The following is an 18811-nucleotide window of genomic DNA, read 5'->3' as shown; positions in this document are numbered from 1 at the left end:
CGCCAATCCCGGCGCGGGGGTCAAATCGAACAAATGACGACAATGTTTGTTAGGGACCATCATGGCTGAACGGCTGAACGGCTACCGCATCCTGATCCTCGAGACGCGCGAGGAGGCGCAGTTTTCCCGCCTGCTCGCCGAGCAGGGGGCCGACGTGCTGCAATGCCCAATGTTCACCATCCACGATGCGCCTGATGCGGCGCCGATCGAGGCCTGGATTCGCCGCGCTATCGAACGGCCGCTCGACGATCTCGTGCTGATGACCGGCGAAGGCCTGCGCCGGCTGATGAAGGTCGTGCGCCGGATCGGCGTCGAGCGGGAGTTCGTCGATGGCCTCGCCAAGGCGCGCAAATTCGCCCGCGGCCCCAAGCCCGGCCGGGCGCTGCGCGAGATCGGCCTGGAGCCGCAAATGACGACCGAGAAGCCGACGTCGGAAGGCGTCGCGGAGATGCTGTCGAAGCTCGACCTCGCCGGCCATCGGCTCGGCCTGCAGCTCTATCCGGACAAGGATCACGCCACCCTGATCGGCGCGATCAAGGCACAGGGCGCCGAGGTCGATACGGTGCTGCCCTATGTCTATGATGCGCAGGCCGCCGACGCCAACATCGTCACCGCGATCGAGGAGATGGCGCAGGGCCGCATCGACGCGATCGCGCTGACCAATCTCGGCCAGGTCCGTCGGCTCATCGAGGTGGCACGGGCGCGCGGTTGCGAGGACAGGTTACGCCAGGGGTTCGAGCGTACGCCGATCGCTTCCGTCGGACCGGCGGTATCGGACGAGCTCAAATCCCACGGCCTGCGCACCGACATCTACCCGGCCGAAGACGCCTTCTTCATGCGGCCGCTGATATCGGCGATGGCGGCGGCGCTTTCAAAAAATCCACCGCGCGCGACGGCGCGAAGCTAAAGCATGATCCGGAGAAGTGGGAAGCGGTTTTCCGGGAAGACCATGCTTAAACAACAAGTTAAAGTGCGATGACGATTCGACCGAATCTCATCGCGCTTTAGTCCACCTTGGCACCGGCGAACTTGACCACCTTGCCCCACTTCTCGGTCTCGTCGGCCACTAGTTTGCCGAAGTCGGCAGCCGAGCCCGGCAGCATGATCGCGCCGATCTCGGTAAACCGCGCCTTGGCCTTGGGATCGGCGAGGATTTCATTGACGGCCTTGTTGAGCCTGTCGACGATTTCAGGCGGTGTGTTCTTCGGCGCCGCGAGGCCGTACCAGGCGCTGGCTTCGTAACCCGGCAGAAAGTCGGCGACCGGCGGCAGGTCCGGAAGCACGTCCGAACGGGTCGTGCTGGTGACCGCAAGTCCGCGCAGCTTGCCGGATTTGACGTGCTCGGCACAGGTCGGAAGATTGTCGAACATCACCTGCATCACGCCGGATAGCATATCGGTGAGCGCCGGCGCGCCGCCCCGGTAGGGCACGTGCTGCATGTTGATGCCGGTCAGCATCTTGAACAGTTCGCCCGACATGTGGATCGTCGAACCGTTGCCTGAGGACGCCATGTTGAGCTTGCCGGGATTGGCCTTTGCATAGGCGATCAATTCGGGAATCGACTTGATCGGCAGCGAGGGGTGCACCACCACAACGTTGGGAAAGCGAATGATGCCCGCGATCGGCTCCATCTCGCGCATGAAATCGAAGGGCAGCTTTTGGTAGAGCGTCGCATTGATCGCATTGGCTGGCGCGACCAGCAGCGTGTAGCCGTCAGGCGCCGCGCGCAGCGCCTGCTCGGTGGCGATGTTGGTCCCGCCGCCCGGCCGGTTCTCGACAATGAAGGATTGCCCGAGCTTTTCCGACAGCCACTGTCCCATCAGGCGCGCCGTCAGGTCCGCCGAACCGCCGGGAGTATAGCCGATCACGAGGCGAACCGGCCGCGCCGGATAGGCCTCGGCAATCGCTTTTCCAAATGTGAGCGGAAGCGCAGCCGTAGCGGCTGCAAGTTGCAGGAACTGGCGGCGTAGAACCTTCATGATGTCTCCTCCGACGCACTGGCGGCTCTTGCGGCACGCTTGGGCACGCGCATCCTAGCCGCGCAGCGTCGCCAAGCCGACAGATATTCTCAGTCGGAGGGCGGGAGGTTCACCGCGTCACTTCGTCTCGCGCAGATAGGCCTGGTACGCGAGGGCGATGCCATCCTCGAGCGAGGTGGTGGCGCGCCAGCCGAGCCTGGCCAGCCGGCCGACGTCGAGCAGCTTGCGCGGCGTGCCGTCCGGGCGCGACGTGTCGAAGCTGATCCCGCCGCGATAGCCGACGGCGGCCGCGACGACGCGCGCGAACTCGGCAATGGTGATGTCCTCGCCGGTGCCGATATTGACCAGTTCGGGCGAGGAATAGGTCTTCATCAGATGAACGCAGGCGTCGGCGAGATCGTCGACATAGAGGAATTCGCGGCGCGGCGTGCCGGTGCCCCACACCGCGACGTTGCCGGCGCCCGAAACCTTGGCCTCGTGGAAGCGGCGGATCAGCGCGGCGACGACGTGACTGTATTCGGGGTGATAATTATCGCCGGGGCCGTAGAGATTGGTCGGCATCACGCTGATGAAATCGGCGCCGTACTGGCTGCGATAGGCCTCCGCCATCTTGATGCCGGCGATCTTGGCGATGGCATAGGGCTCGTTGGTCGGCTCCAGCGGGCCGGTCAGCATCGAATCCTCGCGCAGCGGCTGCGGCGCCAGGCGCGGATAGATGCAGGAGGAGCCGAAGAACATCAGCTTCTCGCAGCCATTGGCGTGGGCCGCCTGGATCACGTTGCTCGAGATCGCCAGATTGTCGTAGAGGAATTCCGCACGCAGCGTGTTGTTGGCGACGATGCCGCCGACCTTGGCGGCAGCGAGAAATACAGCCTGCGGCCGCTTCGCGGCAAACCAGGCGTTGACCGCGGTTTGGTCGCGCAGATCGACCTCGCTGCGCGACACCGTCAGGAGATCGGCCTCCTCGCGCGCCAGCCGGCGCATCAGCGCCGAGCCGACCATGCCGCGATGGCCGGCAACGAAGACCGTCTTGCCCTTCAACTCAAACGCCATGCTTGCCATTGGTCGCGTCCTGCCTAGCCTCGACGAGATCGCTGGCGACCATTTCCTTCACCAGCTGCGCGAACGGCGTCTTCGGCGTCCAGCCGAGCTTGGCGCGCGCCTTGCTTGCGTCGCCGATCAGAAGATCGACCTCGGTGGGGCGGAAATAGGTCGGATCGATCTGCACCAGAGTGTTGCCGGACGCCGTGTCGACACCGACCTCCTCGACGCCCTTGCCGCGCCATTCGATGCTGCGGCCGACCTCGGCAAACGCCAGCTCGACGAATTCGCGGACCGACCGCGTCTCGCCGGTCGCGAGCACAAAGTCGCCGGGCTCGTCGACCTGCAGGATCCTGTGCATGCCCTCGACATAGTCGCGGGCGTGGCCCCAGTCGCGCTTGGCGTCGAGGTTGCCGAGATAGAGCTTGTTCTCGAGGCCAGCCTCGATGCGGGCGACGGCGCGGGTGATCTTGCGCGTCACGAAGGTCTCGCCGCGGATCGGGCTCTCATGGTTGAACAGGATACCGTTGCTGGCGAACATGCCATAGGCCTCACGGTAGTTCACCGTGATCCAATAGCCGTAGAGCTTGGCGACGCCATAGGGCGAGCGCGGATAGAATGGGGTGGTCTCTTTCTGCGGCACCTCCTGCACGAGCCCGTAAAGCTCCGAGGTCGAGGCCTGGTAGAACCGCGTCTCCTTTTCCATGCCGAGGATGCGGATCGCCTCCAAGAGGCGCAGCACGCCGATAGCGTCGGCGTTGGCGGTGTATTCCGGGCTCTCGAAACTGACTTGGACGTGGCTCTGGGCGGCGAGGTTATAAATCTCGGTTGGCCGGATCTGCTGCACCAGGCGGATCAGATTGGTCGAATCCGTCATGTCGCCGTAGTGCATCAGGAACGGCACGTTGCCAACGTGCGGATCCTGGTAGAGATGGTCGACGCGCGCGGTGTTGAGCGAAGACGACCGGCGCTTGATACCGTGGACGATATAACCGAGGCTGAGCAGATATTCGGCGAGATACGCGCCGTCCTGCCCGGTGACACCGGTGATCAGCGCAATGCGCCGTTTTGAATCTTGAGCCGTCATGTCATCTCCAGAGGGCGCGGAACCACGCGGTCCCCAACGAGGCCGGTCTGTAGCAGACAGCCTCTTCCAAGTCTAATGGCATAATCGTTTGAAAATCAGGCCTTTAGAGTGTGCGAAAGTGGTCAAATACGGCCTGGAGCCGGTCACTCCCCGTAATGGCGCAACTTGTCGAGGTTGGTGATGGTCACACCACCATATTCGAGCCGCAACAGCCCTTCCCGCTCGAGCCGCTTCAGGCACTGGTTGGCGTTCTGCCGGGAGATTCCCGATAGCGCCCCGATCTCCTCCTGCGTGATCTCAAGGTGCAGCGTCAGGTCGGGATAGAGAATCGGATTGAACAGCGAGGCGATCGAGCGCGCCAGCCGCGCCGTGGCGTCCAGCGTGCGGCCATATTCGAGCAGCGCGATGAACTGGCCGAGCCGCTCATTGAGCGAGCCGACCAGGAATCGGTTGAAGCCGACGCTGTTCTCGAACAGCCAGACGAAGGTCCGGCGATCCATCATCGCCAGTCGCGTGTCGCGCAGCGCGACCACATCGTAGCGCCGGGGCTCATTCTTGAGCACGGTCCCCTCGCCGAACCACGCGCCTGCGGTGAGGCCCGCGAAACTCGCCGCCTTGCCGCCGCGCGAGACGATGCCCATGCGCGCCAGCCCGGTGACAATGCCGGTCCAGTACTGGAAGTTGTCGCCGCGCATGAAGATGAATTCGTTGGCGCGGTAGGATTTCTCGGAAATGCCGGCGCGCGCGATTTCGATTTCTTGCTCGCTCAGTTCGCGCGACCAGGCCGCGATGCGCCTCAGGTAATCAGCAGCAATCATTCTAGCGACGGCATCCCACCCCAAGATACTGCAACGATATTGCACCGCAGCAACGCCGTGCGCGAAGCCAGGGACCCGGGGCCTGGAATGCCAGCGAAAATTCCTGACCAAATGTCGGGCACATGACAATTCAACCTATCGCTTTCTCGTATTCAGAGCCACCTCGCGTAACGTCGCGCAGCTCCTCGATGGATCGGTGAAGGCGGACGACGCGAGAGACGGGCTTGCAGGCAGGGTGCGGCGTTACCGCGCATGACGCAGGCGATCGGGGCGAGCGATCTCCCGAACGCCGGCATCATTAGTCGGATGGTCTCCCTTCGGCGGCCCATGTAAGATCGAAGTGTAAGATCGAAGCAAGATCGAAGCGAAGATAAAGAGCGCGCCTAAGCGCCCGTATCTGGAGGGAACAGGGTGGCTAATAGTCTCGAGGTGCGCGGAGTCTCATTGCGCTTTGGCGGCGTCCGCGCGCTGACCGAAGTGAGCTTCGGCGTCAACGAGGGCGAGCTGTTCTCCATCATCGGCCCGAACGGCGCCGGCAAAACCTCGATCGTCAACTGTATCTCCGGCCGCTACAGGCCGACCGAAGGCCAGCTGTTCTATCGCGGCCAGGACATTACCGGCCTCAACCCGAACGCGCGGCCCCGGCTCGGCATCGGCCGGACCTTCCAGAATCTCGCGCTGTTCCACCACATGAGCGTGCTCGACAACATCATGGTCGGCCGCCATCACCTCCTGAAGAACAACTTCATCACGGGATCGCTGTACTGGCTGACCGGCGCGCGCCGCGAGGAGCTGGAGCACCGCCGCAAGGTCGAGGAGATCATCGACTTCCTCGATCTGCAATCGGTGCGCAAGGCGACCGCCGGCACCCTGCCCTACGGCTTGCGCAAGCGCGTCGAGCTCGCCCGCGCGATGGCGCTCGAGCCGCAACTGATCCTGCTCGACGAGCCGATGGCCGGCATGAACTTCGAAGAGAAGGAAGACATGGCGCGCTACATCGTTGATCTCAACGAAGAGTTCGGCATGACGGTGATGATGATCGAGCACGACATGGGCGTCGTGATGGACATCTCCCACCGCGTCATGGTGCTCGATTTCGGCCGCAAGATCGCCGAGGGCGATCCGGCCACCGTGCTCGCCGATCCCCATGTCAAGCGCGCCTATCTCGGCGAGGAAGACGAAGTGCTGGTCGACCCCGACGACAAGCCGGCGGTGCGGGAGAGTGCGGCATGATGGACTATGCCGGTCGCGCCGCGCAGGCCGACACCTTTCCCAAGATGCTGCGCCTGAACGCGAAGGAACACGGCCAAGAGATCGCGCTGCGCGAGAAGGATTTCGGGCTGTGGCGCGAATTCACCTGGAACGACTACCAGACCCGCACCCATGATTTCGCGCTCGGCATGGTCGAGCTCGGGCTTGGCGGCGGCGACGTAATCGGCATCATCGGCGACAACCGGCCGGACTGGGTCGCCGCCGAAATCGCGGCCCACGCGATTGGCGCGATGAGCCTCGGCCTCTACCGGGACGTGTTGGACGAGGAAGCTGCCTATCTCCTGACCTATGGCGAGGCCAAGCTGGTCTTCGCCGAGGACGAGGAACAGGTCGACAAGCTGCTCGGCCTGGCCGATCGCGTGCCCCACCTCAAGCACATCGTCTATTCCGACCCGCGCGGCATGCGCAAATACGACGATCCGCGATTGATGGAGGCGAGCAAGCTCGTTGCGCTGGGCCGCGATCGCGCCGCGCGCGAGCCTGGGCTCTACGAACGGCTGGTCGACGCCACTGATGGCGAGGACGTCGCGATCCTCTGCACCACCTCGGGCACGACAGCCAATCCGAAGCTCGCGATGCTGTCGGCCGGGCGCGTGCTGCGGCACTGCGCGACCTATCTCGCCTTCGATCCGAAGGGTCCGGACGACGAATATGTTTCGGTGCTGCCGCTGCCCTGGATCATGGAACAGATCTACGCGCTGGGCAAAGGGCTGCTCTCCCGGATGAAGGTCAACTTCGTCGAAGAGCCCGACACCATGATGCACGACTTCCGCGAGATCGCGCCGACCTTCGTGCTGTTCGCGCCGCGGGTCTGGGAATCGATCGCGGCCGACGTCCGCGCCGGGGTGATGGACGCCTCGCCGTTCAAGCAACGGCTCTACGACCTCGGCATGAAGACCGGGCTGGCGGCGCTTGCCGAGGGCAAGCGCTCTGTTTTCGCCGACCAGCTGCTGTTCCGCGCGCTGCGCGACCGGCTCGGCTTCACGCGGCTGCGCTCGGCGGCGACCGGCGGCGCGGCGCTCGGGCCGGATACCTTCAAGTTCTTCCAGGTGATGGGCGTGCCGCTGCGCACGCTGTACGGCCAGACCGAGCTGCTCGGCGCCTATACGCTGCATCCCGAAGGCAAGGTCGATCCCGACACCACCGGCGTGCCGATGGCCGACGACATCGAGATCCGCATCGACAATGCCGACGTCAACGGCGTCGGCGAGATCGTGGTGCGGCATCCCAACATGTTCCACGGCTATTACAAGAACCCCGAAGCCTCGGTCGCCGACATCAAGGACGGCTGGATGCATTCAGGCGATGCCGGCTACTACAACGATAGCCGGCAGCTTGTCGTGATCGACCGCATCAAGGATCTCGCCGAGACCTCGCGCGGCGAGCGCTTCTCGCCGCAATATATCGAGAACAAGCTGAAGTTCTCGCCCTATGTCGCCGAAGCGGTCGTGCTCGGCGCCGGCCGCGACGCGCTCGCCGCGATGATCTGCATCCGCTACTCGATCATCTCGAAATGGGCGGAGAAGAACCGGATCTCGTTCACGACCTACACCGACCTGTCCTCGCGGCCCGAGGTCTATGCGCTGCTCAAGAAAGAGGTCGAGACGGTCAACGCCACCCTCCCGCCTGCGCAGCGCATCTCGCGCTTCCTGCTGCTCTACAAGGAGCTCGATGCCGATGACGGCGAGCTGACCCGGACCCGAAAAGTCCGCCGCGGCGTCATCAACGAGAAATACGCCGACATCATCGATGCGATCTACCGCGGCAAGGCCAGCATCCCCGTCGACACCGTGATCCGCTTCCAGGACGGCTCGACCCAGCGCGTCCGCACCACGCTCGAGGTCGTCGACCTCGGCCGCGCCGTGCTCGCGGAGGCCGCGGAATGACTGTGTTGCGCGACCAGGGCGCGGTGCTCATGAATGTGTCCTCTCCCCTTGTGGGAGAGGGCTACACCGCCAGTCGACACGAACTCGCTTGGGTGAGGGGTACCCTCTCCACGATCCCGATGCGGAGACAACCCCTCACCCGGCTTAGCTTTGCGAAGCCACCCTCTCCCACAAGGGGAGAGGGTGCTGGCGCCGCAGTTCGGAGCGACCGCACCCCATGAACACCCAGTTCCTGATCCAGCTGATCGTCAACGGCCTCGTGGTCGGCACGCTTTACGGCGTGGTCGCGATGTCGTTCGTGCTGATCTACAAGGCGACGCAGGTCGTGAACTTCGCGCAGGGCGAATTGCTGCTGGTCGGCGCCTGGGTGTGCTGGGCGCTGCTGACGAAATATCAGGTGCCGTTCTGGGTCGGCATGCCGATCACGCTGGTCTTCATGTTCATCTTCGGCATCGCGATCCAGGTCGTGATCCTGCGTCCGATGATCGGCGAGCCGATCATCTCCGTGATCATGGTGACGATCGGCCTGTCGACGGTGTTCCAGGCCGCGCTGAAGTGGATCTTCGGCGTCAACCCGCAGCCGTTCCCGCGCGTGTTTCAGAGCCAGTCGATCAGCCTGTTCGGGCTGCAGATCCAGACCGTCTATGTCATGAGCCTCGTGGTCTCGCTCGCCATGATGGTCGGCATGGCCTGGTTCTTCCGCGCCTCCAAGTATGGCCTTGCGATGCGCGCCACCGCCTTCAACCAGCAGGTCGCGCAGTCGCTCGGCATTTCCGTCAAGAACGTGTTCGCGATGGCGTGGGCGATCTCGGCCACCGTCTCGGCGGTCGCCGGTGTCGTGGTCGCCGTGGTCAACGGCGTGTCGTCCGGCCTCTCCGCCTACGGCATCAAGGTGTTTCCGGCGGCGATCCTGGGCGGACTCGACTCGGTCGGCGGCGCCGTGCTCGGCGGCATCATCATCGGGCTATTGGAAAACGTCGCCCAGTATGTCGACAGCCAGTACCTGCACTGGGGCAATCTCTACGAGATCGCGCCGTTCTACGTCTTGATCATCATCCTGATGATCAAGCCGTACGGCCTGTTCGGCACCAAGGATATTGAGCGGGTCTGATCAATGGCGACAAGCACACTCATCCCCTCGGGCGATTTCCGCACCAGCTACGCGGCCGACACCACGATTTTCCCGACCGCAACCAGCCGCAATTTCGCGATCCTCGGCATCGTGCTGGCCTGCTGCGCGCCGATGCTGCTGTCCAACTACCTGCTCTCGATCGCGATCCAGGTCGGCATCTTCGCGATCGCGGCCCTCGGCCTCAACGTCCTGGTCGGCTTCACCGGCCAGATCTCGATCGGCCACGCCGCGTTCTTCCTATTCGGCGCGTTCACCTCGGCCTACATCTCCAACAACGCGCCGATCCCGGTGTTCTTCGCCATCCCGCTCGCCGGCGTCGTCACGGCGCTGGTCGGCCTGATCTTCGGCGTGCCGGCGGCGCGGCTGAAGGGGCTCTATCTCGTGATCGCGACGCTGGCGGCGCAGTACATCTTGCTCGACTTCTTCTCGCGCGCCGAATGGTTCTCGGGCGGCTCGGTGCCGGCCAGCGCCAACCCGTTCTCGATCTTCGGCTACACCCTGCGCGGCGACCGGCAGTATTTCTACGTCGTGCTCGCCTACATGGTGATCAGTTATCTCCTGGTCACCAATCTGATGCGCACCCGCGACGGCCGCGCGCTGGTCGCGATCCGCGATCACTATCTGTCAGCCGAGATCATGGGCATCAACCTCACCAAGTACCGCACGCTGTCGTTCGGGCTTGCCGCCTTCTTTGCCGGCATCGCCGGCGCGCTCTACGCGCACTATCAGCTCGTGGTCTCGCAGGAAGGCTTTGGCATCGAGCGCTCGGTGCTGTTCCTCGCCATGGTCATCATCGGCGGCACCGGCTCGGTGATGGGCACGCTGATGGGCACGGCCTTCGTGGTGCTGCTGCCGGAATCGATGGAATGGCTGAGCGCCTGGCTGAAGGGCGGTGCCATCGACAAGGCGCTGCAGCTCAACAACAACATCACCTTCCTGCGCGAGATCGCGATCGGCCTGATCATCATCGGCTTCTTGATGTTCGAGCCCGACGGCCTCGCGCATCGCTGGCGGCAGATCAAGGCCTACTGGAAGCTCTACCCGTTCTCGCATTGACGCAAGGCACGGAACGCAACTCAAAATTCGGTTCAACGAATAAGCAGGAGGAAAGAAAAAATGACGATTAGATCCCTTTTGAGCTCGGTCTCCCTTGCGCTGCTGATCGGCAGCGCGGCCGCCACTGCGCAGGCGCAGATCGCCATCGGCCATCTGCAGGACCTCTCGGGCGGCACGTCCGACGTCGGCACCCCCTATGGCCAGGGCGTCGCGGACACCTTCGCCTGGGTCAACAAGAACGGCGGTATCGGCGGCAAGCAACTCAATGTCGACAGCAACGACTATGGCTACCAGGTGCCGCGCGCCATCGCGCTGTACAAGAAATGGTCGGCGCCCGACGGCAAGGTCGCGGCGATCATGGGCTGGGGCACGGCGGATACCGAGGCCCTCACCGGCTTCCTGGCGCAGGACAAGATCCCGGACATCTCCGGCTCCTACGCCGCCGCGCTGACCGATCCGGAAGGCACCAGCGGCAAGGCCAAGCCCGCGCCGTACAATTTCTTCTACGGTCCGAGCTATTCGGACTCGATGCGCGCGATGCTGACCTGGGCCGCCGAAGACTGGAAGGCCAAGGGTAAGCCCGGCAAGCCGAAATTCGTCCACATGGGCGCCAACCATCCGTATCCGAACGCGCCGAAGGCGGCCGGTGAGGCGCTGGCGACCGAGCTCGGCTTCGAGGTGCTGCCGCCGCTGGTGTTCGCGCTGTCCCCCGGCGACTACTCGGCGCAGTGTCTCAGCCTGAAAAGCTCCGGCGCGAATTATGCCTATCTCGGCAACACGGCGGCCTCGAACATCTCGGTGCTGAAGGCCTGCAAGACCGCCGGCGTCGACGTCCAGTTCCTCGGCAATGTCTGGGGCATGGACGAGAACGCGGCGAAGACCGCCGGCGATGCAGCCGACGGCGTGATCTTCCCGCTCCGCACGGCGGTGAGCTGGGGCGGCAACGCGCCCGGCATGAAGACGGTGATGGAAATCTCCAAGATGTCCGACCCGTCCGGCAAGGTCTATCGGCCGGTGCACTACATCGCCGCGGTCTGCAGCGCGCTCTATCTGAAGGAAGCGCTCGACTGGGCTGCCAAGAACGGCGGCGCCACCGGCGAGAACGTCGCCAAGGGCTTCTACCAGAAGAAGGATTGGGTGCCGGCCGGCATGGACGGCGTCTGCAATCCCTCGACCTGGACCGAAAAGGATCACCGCCCGACCACGAAGGTCGACCTGTATCGCTCGAAGATCTCGGGCGCGACCGACGGCGACATCAACGACCTGATGGGCAAGGGCACGATCAAGCTCGAGAAGGTGAAGACCGTCGACCTGCCGCGCAAACCCGAATGGTTTGGCTGGTGAGGTCGTGGGGCTGCCACCCAGCGCAGCGTCGACAACAATCGTCATCCCCCGCGAAAGCGGGGGATCCAGTACGCTGCGGCCTCTCGATTGATCGCCGGCGCCTCTGGAATCCTGGGTCACCCGCTCGAGTGCGCAGTTGCGCACGAAACGCGGGTGACGACAGTGGAGAGTGATCGAGACCATGAACGAAACCCTCGAAGCCACCCGCCCGGGGCCGACGGCCGTCCCGCCGCCGCCACTGCTCAGCATCAACAACATCGAGGTCGTCTATGACGACGTCATCCTGGTGCTGCGCGGCCTCAGCCTCGAGGTGCCGAAGGGCGCAATCGTCGCGCTGCTCGGTGCCAACGGCGCCGGCAAGTCGACCACGCTGAAGGCGATCTCCGGCCTGCTCAAGACCGAGGACGGCGAGGTCACCCGCGGCGAGATCCTGTTCGAGGGCCAGCGCATCAACGGCATCGATCCGGACAAGATCGTCCGCCGCGGCATCTTCCAGGTGATGGAAGGCCGCCGCATCGTCGCCGACATGACGTCGCTGGAGAACCTGCGGCTCGGCGCCTTCACCCGGCGCGACGGCGAGGTCTCCGATGACATCGACATGGTGTTCAAATATTTCCCGCGCCTGAAGGAGCGCACCGGCCTCGCCGGCTATCTCTCCGGCGGCGAGCAGCAGATGCTCGCGATCGGCCGCGCGCTGATGGCGCGCCCCAAGATGATCCTGATGGACGAGCCGTCGATGGGGCTGTCGCCGCTGCTCGTCAAGGAAGTGTTCGCGATCATCAAGGAGATCAATCGCGACCTCGGCGTCACGATCCTCCTGGTCGAGCAGAATGCGCGCGCCGCGCTGTCGGTCGCGAGCCACGGCTACATCATGGAACAGGGCAAGGTCGTGCTCGACGGCTCCGCCGACGAGCTGCGCGACAACGAGGACGTCAAGGAATTCTACCTCGGCGGCGCCGGCGATCAGCGCAAGAGCTTCAAGAACCTGAAGAGCTTCAAGCGGCGCAAGCGCTGGCTGTGAGGATAGTGAGCGTTTTCAGGCGGAGTTGCGTGTGCAGAAAACGCGTCAGACCAGGAAGGCGGTTCTATCCGAGCACCTGCTCGGCTTCAGTGACCGCGCAAAGCACATGATAGAACGACGACGCCGGGATCGTGGCGACCAGCGAATTGCCGTCGCGGTCGAACTGATCGTACCAGCCGCCGGTCACGGGATGGCTGAGATAATGCCGCTCGAGCAGCACCAGCGCAGCGCGCGCCTCGTCCGCCGCGCCGGCTTCGCCCGACTCGGCCTGCGCGATCCAGGCCTTCGCCAGCTCGCTCTGCGGCCACAGCCGCCGGGTGTGGCGGCGGATGTTGCCCTCGGCGTCGCCCTCGTCGACCAGGCAGCCGGTGGCCGCGTCGCGATAGCGCAGCGCCGATGCCAGCAACTCGCCACGCGGGCGCCCGGTCGGGCAGCCGGTGATGCGCTCAAATCCCTTCAGCAGCCAGACCCATTCCGCGAGGTGGCCGGGCTCGACGCTGACCGGCGGGATCTTCGACCAGTCCTCCTCGAAATACTCGCCGAGGGTTCGCGTCTGCTTGTCGTAGAGGCTGGCCAGGAACAGCGCGAAGAAATCGCCAGCGCGGTTCTGGAACGACAAATCGTGGGTCGCATCGAAGCAGGCGATCATCGCCTCGAACAGGTGCATCTGCGGGTTCTGCCGGCGCGGCATCGAGGGCGGCAGGCCTTCGTGGAAGCCGCCATGGGGCGAGCGCAGCTGGGTGTCGAGGAACGACAGCAGCGCGTCGATCTCGGCGCGGATCTGGGCGTCCTGGTCGAGGCCGTAGACGGTCGCGAGCGCGAGCAGCACGAAGGCATGGCCGTAGGTGTCGCGCAGCGGATCGTGCACGCCGCCCTCTGCGGTCAGGCTGTGGACGAAGCCAGGCCGGCCGTCCGGCGCCCTGGCCTTGGCCAGCAGGTAGTCCAGCCCCTTCAGCGCGATCGCACGTCCTTCCGGATACCAGCCGAGCTGGGCCGCCTTGGCGTAGCAATAGATCTGGCGCGCCTGCACCATGATCCGGCGCGGGGCGGCGTGATCGGCTGTCCCGTCCTGGTGCAGCCGGTCGACAAAGCCGCCGGCGGTGCTGTCCCAGCCCGCGGTCGACCACAGCGGCAGGGCCTCGCCAATGATGCGGCGCTTCAGCCTCGCGACGACGTCGGCGGCCTCGTCCGCCGCAACGCTCTCTGCCTCAGCCATCGTGCTCCCTGGAACCGTCCCAATGTCAGCCGTCACCGTCTGATAGCACGGGCGGACCGGCACGCAACCCGCGCACATCCTCTCAAGGACCTGCCATGACCGACCATTACGACGCCCTTGAAACGCGCGATCCGGCCGAGCGCGAGGCCGCGTTGTTCGCCCGGCTGCCCGAGGTGCTGCGCAAGGCGATGGCGGCGCCGGCCTATGCCAATTTGCTGAGGGGCGCCGATCCCGGCTCCATCACCAGCCGGGAGGCGCTGGCCGGGCTGCCGGTGCTGCGCAAGTCGGAACTGCCGGCCCTGCACAAGGCCGCCCCGCCGTTCGGCGGCTTCGTGGCCGACAAGCCCGGCTCGTTCGCCCGGCTGTTCACCTCGCCCGGACCGATCTTCGAGCCCGAGGGCCGCCAGGCGGACCCCTGGCGCGGCGCCCGGGCGCTGTTTGCGGCAGGCTTTCGCGAGGGGGATGTGGTGCTGAACACCTTCAGCTATCACCTCACCCCCGGCGGCTTCATCTTCGATGCTTCCGCGCGGGCGCTCGGCTGTGCGGTGATCCCGGCGGGCCCCGGCAATACCGAGCAGCAATTCGAACTGATCGAGGCCTATCGCCCGGTCGGCTATAGCGGCACCCCGGACTTCCTGAAGATCCTGCTCGACGCCGCCGCTACCGCCGGCCGCGACGTATCCTCGATCAAGCGCGCGCTGGTCTCAGGCGCGGCATTTCCGAAATCGCTGCAGGAGGAGATGAAGTCGCGCGGCGTCGAGGCCTATCAGGCCTTCGGCACCGCCGATCTCGGCCTGATCGCGTTCGAGACGGCGGCGCGCGAGGGGATGACGGTCAACGAGGACCTGATCCTGGAGATCGTCAAACCCGGCACCGGCGATCCCGTCGCGGCGGGTGACGTCGGCGAGATCGTGGTGACCTCGCTCGATCCGCACCATCCCTGGATTCGCCTCGCGCTCGGCGACCTGACCGCCGCCCTGCCCGGCGCGAGCCGGTGCGGGCGCACCAACATGCGCATCAAGGGCTGGATGGGCCGCGCCGACCAGACCACCAAAGTGAAGGGGATGTTCGTTCGCCCCGAGCAGATCGCGGAGATCGGCAAGCGCCATCCCGAGCTTGGACGGATGCGCCTTGTCGTCACGCGCGCCGGCGAGGCCGACGTGATGACGCTGAGAGCCGAATGTGCCTCGGCGCCGGATGCCCTGTTGAGCGAGGTTGCAGCGACGCTGCGTGCAGTCACCAAGCTGGGGGGCACCGTCGAACTCGTCGGCACCGGCTCGCTGCCGAACGACGGCAAGGTGATTGCGGACGAGCGATAACCGTCGAGACCACACGGGGCATGATCGGTCAACATTTGTCGCGCGCGGCGTTGTGAACTATTGAGCTAGCTCATGCCTCGTGGAGACGGACGGATCATCACCTCATGAGCAGCGCTTCCGGAGATCAGCCGCGAAGGCCGGCCGTGTTCTTCGATCGGGACGGCGTCCTGAACCAGGACATCGGTTACCTGTTCGAAAGCCACAGGCTGGTCTGGATCAACGGCGCGCGCGAGGCGGTCAAGGCTGTCAACGACATGGGGTATTTTGCGTTCGTCGTGACCAACCAGTCGGGCGTCGCAAGGGGTCTCTACGAGGAGACACACGTGCGGCGGCTTCACGACTGGATGGCCGATGAGCTCGGCAGGATCGGCGCGCATATCGACGCCTTTGAATACTGCCCGTTCCATCCTGAAGGGACGGTTGAACGATATCGGCAGGTCAGCCACCGCCGCAAACCGGCGCCGGGCATGATCAATGATCTGCTGGAACGCTTTCCGGTCGACGTCGAACGCAGCTTTCTGGTCGGCGATCAGCCGACGGATCTCGAGGCGGCACGTGCGGCCGGGCTGAAGGGCTACCTGTTCTCGGGATCCAATCTGGAAAAGTTCCTGAGGCCCCTGCTGCTCGGGAGCTGAAGACCACAGCGTCAGGCGCGTGGTCGCGATCGCGATCAGAACTTCCGGATCAGCTCGATCACCTCGTCCTGCTGCTGGCGCGTGATCTCGGCGAACATCGGCAGCGAGAGAATCCGGCCCTGATCGCGATGCGCGTTGGGGAACTGCTCCGGCCGATGCTCGAACCGAGCATAAGCCGGCAGGAACGGCAGCGCGGTGGGATAGTTGATGGCGGTCTGCACGCCGTTGGCGTTGAGATGGGCGGCGAGCGCGTCGCGGCGCGGATGCCTGATCGTGTAGAGGTGATAGACGTGGCTGCGTGCCGGCGCGACCTCGGGCACCACGACATCCTCGATCTGGTTGAGGCCGCCATCATAGACCTCGGCCGCGGCCTGCCGGGCCTCGGTCCAGGCGGCAAGATGCGGCAGCTTGGCGGAGAGGATCGCCGCCTGCATGCCGTCGAGCCGGCTGTTGATGCCTTCGATGTGGTGCTGGTGCTTCACCAGTCCACCATGGCGCGCCAGCATGGCCATCTGCTCGGCGAGGGCCGCGTCGTTGGTGACGACCGCGCCGGCATCGCCCATCGCGCCGAGATTCTTGCCGGGATAGAATGAATAGGTCGCGGCCGCGCCGAAGGTACCGACCATGCGGCCCTTGTAGCGCGCGAGGTGGGCCTGGGCGCAATCCTCGATCACCCACAGCTTGTGCTTCTGCGCGATCGCCATGATCGCGTCCATATCCGCGGGCTGGCCGTAGAGATGCACCGGGATGATGCCGACCGTGCGCGGCGTGATCGCGGCCTCGATCGCCGCCGGATCGATCGTGAACGTGGCCTCGTCGGTGTCGCAGAATACGACGGTGGCACCGGAATGGGTGATCATCGCCGCGGTCGAGATCCAGGAATGCGCCGTCGTGATCACCTCGTCGCCCGGCTTCACCTTCAGCGCCCGCATGGCGAGGTAAAGCGCGTCGGTGCCGTTGGCGCAGGACACGCAATGAGCGACCTCGGCCGCCGCTGCAAATTCGCGCTCGAAGGCGTCGACATAGCTGCCGCGAATGAAGGCGTTGTCGCGGATCACGCCGGCGATCGCAGCGTCGATCTCGCCCTTGATGGACTGGTATTGCAGTTGCAGGTCGGCATACGGCACCGCCATCGATATTCCCCTATTGCCCTATTGGCTCGTCAGCAGCCGGCGCGCCGGATTGCCGGCATAGGTGCCTGATATCGTGATGTCCTTGGTCACCACCGATCCGGCGCCGATGACGACGTCGTCGACGATCCTGACCGGCATGATCGTCGCGTTGGAGCCGATCGACACCCGGTTGCCGATCACCGTCTCGCGCCACAGCTCCTTGCGTCCACGCGCCGGGCCGCCGGTGGAGAACGTGTCGTTGACGAACATCACACCGTGGCCGACGAAACAATCCTCGCCGATGGTGACGAGTTCGCAGACGAAGGCATGCGACTGCACGCGGGTGCGCGCCCCGACGATCACGCCCTTCTGGATTTCGGTGAAGGGGCCGACGAAGCAGTCGTCGCCGAGCTTGCAGCCATAGAGGTTGCAGGGCTCGACGATCTTGACGCGTTCGCCGAACGCGACATCGCGCACGCTGGCCTGATGCACCTCCGGCCGGTTCACGAAACGACGCCCAGCCGGCTCAGCCGTGGCGTGAAGCGCAGTGCGACCTCCTCGCCGGTCTCGATCGACTCGTAGAGGGCGGAGATCAGCTCCAGGCTCTTGCGGCCCTCGAGTCCATCGACCAGCGCGGCGCGCTGGTTCACCAGACAATCGACTACATGGTGATAATAGGCCTGATGGCCGAAGCCGTAGACGTTGGGCGGGTTGACCGAGAACTTCTCCACGACGTCCTTGTCCGACGGCAGCTCGTCGACAAAGCGCCAGTGCCGGATCTGGTTGACCGCGAAGCCCGAAATCTCGACCGTGCCCTTTTCGCCCAGGATCGAGAGCGAGCCCTCAAGATCGGTCGGGCGCGTCGCGGTGGTCGCCTCGATGATCCCGAGCGCGCCGTTGCGGAACTTCAGCGTCGCGACGGCCGTATCCTCGGTTTCGATTTTGGCCAGCGCTGTTGCCGCGCGCGCATGCACGCTCACCACTTCGCCGAAGAACCACTCCAGCATGTCGACATGGTGGCTTGCCTGATTGGTCAGCACGCCGCCGTCATAGGCCCAGGTGCCGCGCCAATCGTCCTGGTCGTAATAGGCCTGGTCGCGGCACCAGCGCACCCGGACCGTCCCCAGGATCAGCTTGCCGAAGCGGCCGGCATCGAGCGCCTCGCGCGCCTTGACCACCGGCACGTTGAAGCGGTTCTGCTTGACGATGAACATTTTGACGCCGGCCTGGTCGCAGGCCCGGATCATGTCGTCGGCGTCCTGCAGCCGTAGCGCCATTGGCTTCTCAACCACGATGTGCTTGCCGGCCTTGGCGCAGGCGATCACATGCGCGGGATGCAGCCCGCTCGGCGTCAGCACGGCGACGGCATCGATATCCTTGCGAGCAAGAAAGTTATCCATGTCCGAGTAGGCCGCAACGCCGAACCTCTCGGCGATCACATCAGCCCGCACGCGAACTCGGTCGCATACCGCAACCAAGCACGCTCCTGCAATATGATTGCCTCCTAAAAGGTCAGAATGGCGCTTGGCAATGCGCCCACACCCAAGCAGGCCGAATCTTATCATGTATAGGCCCTGTTCGCACCCGGCGAGCAGCAGGGGAGACGTTGCCGGTTGCTCGATATCGTCCATTACTCGAAAAGCTTCGGTCTACGCAAGGCGTCATCTGCACTCGCTCTTCAGAGCAGGAGCACCTGCACTCGCTCTTCAGAGCAGGAGCACCGCAATAAGACAACCAACGCTATAATTGGGCGAGAGGCCCGAGCTTCGCCCGCGTGTTGAGGTTGCCCGAGTGGGTAAATAGCTAAACGACCGCAAGATTACTCGCCCTCTGAGAAAGCGGCTGCGTCTGCGAAGTTCCCGGTGTCTCGACAACTCGCTCCGAAGCCTCCTA

17 protein-coding genes are annotated in these 18811 nt (G+C 64.7%); 9 read left to right on the top strand and 8 right to left on the bottom strand.

Going from position 1 to position 18811, the window contains the following annotated elements; genetic code table 11:
* Positions 1-61 precede the first annotated feature (61 nt).
* The gene (locus AC1VNY_RS30340) at positions 62-907 is read left to right on the top strand and encodes a uroporphyrinogen-III synthase (RefSeq protein WP_018272657.1); all 846 of its coding nucleotides are present in this window, start codon (positions 62-64) and stop codon (positions 905-907) included.
* Positions 908-1004: 97 nt separating this feature from the next.
* Here the strand turns inward: AC1VNY_RS30340 and AC1VNY_RS30335 are convergent, their stop codons facing one another.
* From AC1VNY_RS30335 to AC1VNY_RS30320, 4 genes are all read right to left on the bottom strand, one after another.
* Positions 1005-1979 (bottom strand): Bug family tripartite tricarboxylate transporter substrate binding protein, encoded by a 975-nt coding sequence (locus AC1VNY_RS30335; RefSeq protein WP_482407919.1) that lies wholly within the window; start codon positions 1977-1979, stop codon positions 1005-1007.
* Positions 1980-2096: 117 nt separating this feature from the next.
* Positions 2097-3041 (bottom strand): GDP-L-fucose synthase, encoded by a 945-nt coding sequence (gene fcl / locus AC1VNY_RS30330; protein ID WP_026193037.1) that lies wholly within the window; start codon positions 3039-3041, stop codon positions 2097-2099.
* On the bottom strand, positions 3022-4107 hold the full coding sequence (gene gmd, locus AC1VNY_RS30325; RefSeq protein ID WP_018272660.1) for a GDP-mannose 4,6-dehydratase: 1086 nt from the start codon (positions 4105-4107) through the stop codon (positions 3022-3024). Before gmd ends, fcl begins: the two co-directional genes overlap by 20 nt.
* A 143-nt stretch (positions 4108-4250) precedes the next feature.
* On the bottom strand, positions 4251-4925 hold the full coding sequence (locus tag AC1VNY_RS30320; RefSeq protein WP_018272661.1) for a Crp/Fnr family transcriptional regulator: 675 nt from the start codon (positions 4923-4925) through the stop codon (positions 4251-4253).
* Between the two features lie 411 nt (positions 4926-5336).
* On the opposite strand from AC1VNY_RS30320, the gene AC1VNY_RS30315 reads away from it, so the two are divergent.
* The 6 genes from AC1VNY_RS30315 (at position 5337) to AC1VNY_RS30290 (ending at position 12636) form a co-directional block, all read left to right on the top strand.
* Positions 5337-6158 carry an ABC transporter ATP-binding protein gene (locus AC1VNY_RS30315; RefSeq protein WP_016847995.1) on the top strand — a complete coding sequence of 274 codons (822 nt, stop codon included), beginning with the start codon at positions 5337-5339 and terminating at the stop codon, positions 6156-6158.
* On the top strand, positions 6155-8083 hold the full coding sequence (locus AC1VNY_RS30310; RefSeq protein WP_026193038.1) for a long-chain fatty acid--CoA ligase: 1929 nt from the start codon (positions 6155-6157) through the stop codon (positions 8081-8083). Before AC1VNY_RS30315 ends, AC1VNY_RS30310 begins: the two co-directional genes overlap by 4 nt.
* A 217-nt stretch (positions 8084-8300) precedes the next feature.
* Positions 8301-9194 (top strand): branched-chain amino acid ABC transporter permease, encoded by an 894-nt coding sequence (locus tag AC1VNY_RS30305; protein WP_018272664.1) that lies wholly within the window; start codon positions 8301-8303, stop codon positions 9192-9194.
* A gap of 3 nt (positions 9195-9197) precedes the next feature.
* On the top strand, positions 9198-10271 hold the full coding sequence (locus AC1VNY_RS30300; RefSeq protein ID WP_018272665.1) for a branched-chain amino acid ABC transporter permease: 1074 nt from the start codon (positions 9198-9200) through the stop codon (positions 10269-10271).
* Positions 10272-10331: 60 nt separating this feature from the next.
* Complete coding sequence (locus tag AC1VNY_RS30295; RefSeq protein WP_026193039.1) at positions 10332-11615, top strand: ABC transporter substrate-binding protein; 1284 nt, start codon at positions 10332-10334, stop codon at positions 11613-11615.
* Positions 11616-11796: 181 nt separating this feature from the next.
* A complete protein-coding gene (locus AC1VNY_RS30290; RefSeq protein WP_018272667.1) occupies positions 11797-12636 on the top strand; it encodes an ABC transporter ATP-binding protein in 840 nt (279 codons plus the stop codon).
* 64 nt (positions 12637-12700) lie between these two features.
* Here the strand turns inward: AC1VNY_RS30290 and AC1VNY_RS30285 are convergent, their stop codons facing one another.
* Positions 12701-13852: an AGE family epimerase/isomerase gene (locus AC1VNY_RS30285; protein ID WP_018272668.1), complete on the bottom strand. Its 1152-nt coding sequence runs from the start codon at positions 13850-13852 to the stop codon at positions 12701-12703.
* 95 nt (positions 13853-13947) lie between these two features.
* Here AC1VNY_RS30285 and AC1VNY_RS30280 point away from each other — a divergent pair, with 95 nt between their 5' ends.
* Positions 13948-15171 carry a phenylacetate--CoA ligase family protein gene (locus AC1VNY_RS30280; protein WP_018272669.1) on the top strand — a complete coding sequence of 408 codons (1224 nt, stop codon included), beginning with the start codon at positions 13948-13950 and terminating at the stop codon, positions 15169-15171.
* Between the two features lie 104 nt (positions 15172-15275).
* Entirely contained in the window at positions 15276-15806 is a 531-nt protein-coding gene (locus tag AC1VNY_RS30275) for an HAD family hydrolase (RefSeq protein ID WP_018272670.1), read from the top strand.
* 35 nt (positions 15807-15841) lie between these two features.
* Here AC1VNY_RS30275 and AC1VNY_RS30270 read toward each other — a convergent pair whose 3' ends face one another.
* The 3 genes from AC1VNY_RS30270 to AC1VNY_RS30260 are packed head-to-tail and all read right to left on the bottom strand — an operon-like array spanning position 15842 to position 18483.
* Positions 15842-16939 carry a DegT/DnrJ/EryC1/StrS family aminotransferase gene (locus tag AC1VNY_RS30270; RefSeq protein ID WP_018272671.1) on the bottom strand — a complete coding sequence of 366 codons (1098 nt, stop codon included), beginning with the start codon at positions 16937-16939 and terminating at the stop codon, positions 15842-15844.
* An 18-nt stretch (positions 16940-16957) separates the two neighbouring features.
* A complete protein-coding gene (locus AC1VNY_RS30265) occupies positions 16958-17425 on the bottom strand; it encodes an acyltransferase (protein WP_018272672.1) in 468 nt (155 codons plus the stop codon).
* Complete coding sequence (locus AC1VNY_RS30260) at positions 17422-18483, bottom strand: Gfo/Idh/MocA family protein (RefSeq protein WP_026193040.1); 1062 nt, start codon at positions 18481-18483, stop codon at positions 17422-17424. The genes AC1VNY_RS30265 and AC1VNY_RS30260 overlap by 4 nt, the downstream gene beginning before the upstream one ends.
* Between the last annotated feature and the right edge of the window lie 328 nt (positions 18484-18811).

It is taken from the genome of Bradyrhizobium ferriligni (assembly GCF_056837965.1).
Note: the sequence above shows the minus strand (reverse complement) of the source record. Positions and strands in the feature narration are given on the sequence as shown.

Coding starts and splice junctions, on each gene's coding strand:
- AC1VNY_RS30340 (WP_018272657.1), top strand. CDS start 62: ATGGCTGAACGGCTGAACGGCTACCGCATCCTGATCCTCGAGACGCGC.
- AC1VNY_RS30335 (WP_482407919.1), bottom strand. CDS start 1,979: ATGAAGGTTCTACGCCGCCAGTTCCTGCAACTTGCAGCCGCTACGGCT.
- fcl (WP_026193037.1), bottom strand. CDS start 3,041: ATGGCAAGCATGGCGTTTGAGTTGAAGGGCAAGACGGTCTTCGTTGCC.
- gmd (WP_018272660.1), bottom strand. CDS start 4,107: ATGACGGCTCAAGATTCAAAACGGCGCATTGCGCTGATCACCGGTGTC.
- AC1VNY_RS30320 (WP_018272661.1), bottom strand. CDS start 4,925: ATGATTGCTGCTGATTACCTGAGGCGCATCGCGGCCTGGTCGCGCGAA.
- AC1VNY_RS30310 (WP_026193038.1), top strand. CDS start 6,155: ATGATGGACTATGCCGGTCGCGCCGCGCAGGCCGACACCTTTCCCAAG.
- AC1VNY_RS30305 (WP_018272664.1), top strand. CDS start 8,301: ATGAACACCCAGTTCCTGATCCAGCTGATCGTCAACGGCCTCGTGGTC.
- AC1VNY_RS30300 (WP_018272665.1), top strand. CDS start 9,198: ATGGCGACAAGCACACTCATCCCCTCGGGCGATTTCCGCACCAGCTAC.
- AC1VNY_RS30295 (WP_026193039.1), top strand. CDS start 10,332: ATGACGATTAGATCCCTTTTGAGCTCGGTCTCCCTTGCGCTGCTGATC.
- AC1VNY_RS30290 (WP_018272667.1), top strand. CDS start 11,797: ATGAACGAAACCCTCGAAGCCACCCGCCCGGGGCCGACGGCCGTCCCG.
- AC1VNY_RS30285 (WP_018272668.1), bottom strand. CDS start 13,852: ATGGCTGAGGCAGAGAGCGTTGCGGCGGACGAGGCCGCCGACGTCGTC.
- AC1VNY_RS30280 (WP_018272669.1), top strand. CDS start 13,948: ATGACCGACCATTACGACGCCCTTGAAACGCGCGATCCGGCCGAGCGC.
- AC1VNY_RS30275 (WP_018272670.1), top strand. CDS start 15,276: ATGAGCAGCGCTTCCGGAGATCAGCCGCGAAGGCCGGCCGTGTTCTTC.
- AC1VNY_RS30270 (WP_018272671.1), bottom strand. CDS start 16,939: ATGGCGGTGCCGTATGCCGACCTGCAACTGCAATACCAGTCCATCAAG.
- AC1VNY_RS30260 (WP_026193040.1), bottom strand. CDS start 18,483: ATGATAAGATTCGGCCTGCTTGGGTGTGGGCGCATTGCCAAGCGCCAT.